Annotated in this window: 1 protein-coding gene and 1 pseudogene; both read right to left on the bottom strand. The window is 68.5% G+C overall.

Features of this window, described 5'->3' with window-relative positions; all coding sequences use genetic code 11:
* Positions 1-259 precede the first annotated feature (259 nt).
* Positions 260-433 carry a hypothetical protein gene (locus QLQ12_RS46730; protein ID WP_282767534.1) on the bottom strand — a complete coding sequence of 58 codons (174 nt, stop codon included), beginning with the start codon at positions 431-433 and terminating at the stop codon, positions 260-262.
* Between the two features lie 1,319 nt (positions 434-1,752).
* Positions 1,753-1,901 (bottom strand): annotated as a pseudogene (locus QLQ12_RS46725) (IS701 family transposase); the annotation flags it as partial.

Genomic DNA, 1,901 nt, shown 5'->3' with positions numbered 1-1,901 from the left:
ACACGCCGGCAGACCTCACGCGGTGACGGCGCCGACCTGCCAGCGTGTGTGGCGGGCGACGGGCCGGCCCGGAACGGGCCGGCCGTGCCGAGGATGCGAATCGTGCGGTGAGCGGATCCGTGTCAGTTCGCGTGTCCGGTGATGCCCTCATCGGCGCCGGCGGCCACGAGGCGTTTTGCGAGCAGCCCCGTGACCTGTTCCCAGGGCCCGGAGGAGGGCAGCGGAGTCCGCCACGCCACCGGCCCCGGAAGGCCCACTCTCAAGAGGACGAGTCTTCGGACAACTCTGCCGGATCGAGGCGGAGCATGGCCAGTAGCCCGCCATGCTCAGACAAGTCGATGTGTTCCGGTAGCTCGCGGTCGACGAAGTCGGCCCTGGCGTGCTGTCCCCGCTCCCGAAGGACGGCGATGACGACTGCCTTGGAAATGGTCAATGTCGGCTCTCTTGAGATCACTCGTCGGCGGCGGACTGAGCCGCCGAAGTCTGGAGCGACAGTCGTCAGACTACTCCTGCCATGGCATCACCCTCGATGGCCGGAAGGGCCTGGGTGACCGGTGGGCCGGGCGACATCCCCACCTGGCACCCGCAACGACCGATCGGGACGTTGTCGCTTCGGGCGAAAGACAGCCGGTTGGCATACGGTTGAGCCAGCGGCGGCGTCACCTCGTCGCCGTCCGCTGCTCCAGACCTCGGTAGCGCGCCATTCCCGCCCGGTGCCCTGGAGTCGCCATGATCGTTCGTCCTTGTCCCGTCCGTCTGACCCTGCACGTGCCGGGCGACAACGGCGCGGAACACCACCTCCACCGCGACATGCGACGGGTCTGGTGCCGTATCGCGGCCCGGCCTTGCGGACCCCCCAATGGCCGGTGTCCACGCACCGCGCTCGGTGACGTCCGCGGCGAGCGGTGGACCTCCGCCTTGATCGACCGGCTCGCCGGCGTGCGGCCGAACCGCAAGGTACACAGCCGCGAAGGTCGACGGTGATCGCCGCCGCCCGCGGCGCAATCGCCGTACCTGGTGTGGCCATCACATCGTTGCCATCCGCGGTAACGCACCGGCCAGCTCGTATCCGGCGCTCCCGAACCCGGTCGTTTCATCGGCCCCTCACGGTCGCCGCCCTGGAGGCGGGCTGATCCGTGTCCGCACGTCGGCGCGGACCGCCTGATGACACCCGTGCAGTGGTTGGCGACCCGGCGAGCCGCGGCCGTCATCCGGCCACCGGCACAGCTCGTCCTCTGCCTGTCCACGGCGACAGTGCAGCAACACAGTGCTGCAACAACGACTGCGCTGCATCGGCGCACAGCGGCTGTCGATGTGCGCCACGATGTCCGAGGCGCGTAAGGCGGTGCCACATCCACGAACCGTCTGAAGGCGCAGCCCCCATGCCGAGCATCCTGGAGGCCGCGGTGAACCGTCGCGTTTCCCCCGGCCCGGACGGACCGGCCGGGCGAGGTGGATTCGCTGGTGACCCGGCTGCGTGCCGACGGTGGCACGGCCGCGCTCTGCGTCCACTGCCACGAGCGGATTCCCTCGGTTTCCTGGCACCGCTGGACCACAGCAACTACGCCCGGCAAGCCCTCACGGAACCCTGAAACAGATCTCCCTGTGGAGGTCTAGTAGTGCTTTGTCATGATCCGCGTCGTGGGCGTCGTTTCCGTTGTGGGAACGGGGTTCGGCAGGTGGGGCAGGATCCGAGGAGATGGACCAGCAGGAGCTGCAGGAGCTGCAGGCGTCGGAGTACGGCGTAGAGGGTCATTCCGGCGCATGGGTTTTGGGGTCGAGGCGTTGCAGGGTCAGGAAGATGTGGGCTGCGGAGACGAGGGTGACGTGGTGGTGCCAGCCTTGCCAGGTGCGGCCTTCGTAGTGGTCGAGACCGAGACCGGTCTTGACTTCGCGGTAGT

This window comes from Actinoplanes sandaracinus (assembly GCF_030009775.1).
Lineage (GTDB): Bacteria > Actinomycetota > Actinomycetes > Mycobacteriales > Micromonosporaceae > Actinoplanes > Actinoplanes sandaracinus.
Note: the sequence above shows the minus strand (reverse complement) of the source record. Positions and strands in the feature narration are given on the sequence as shown.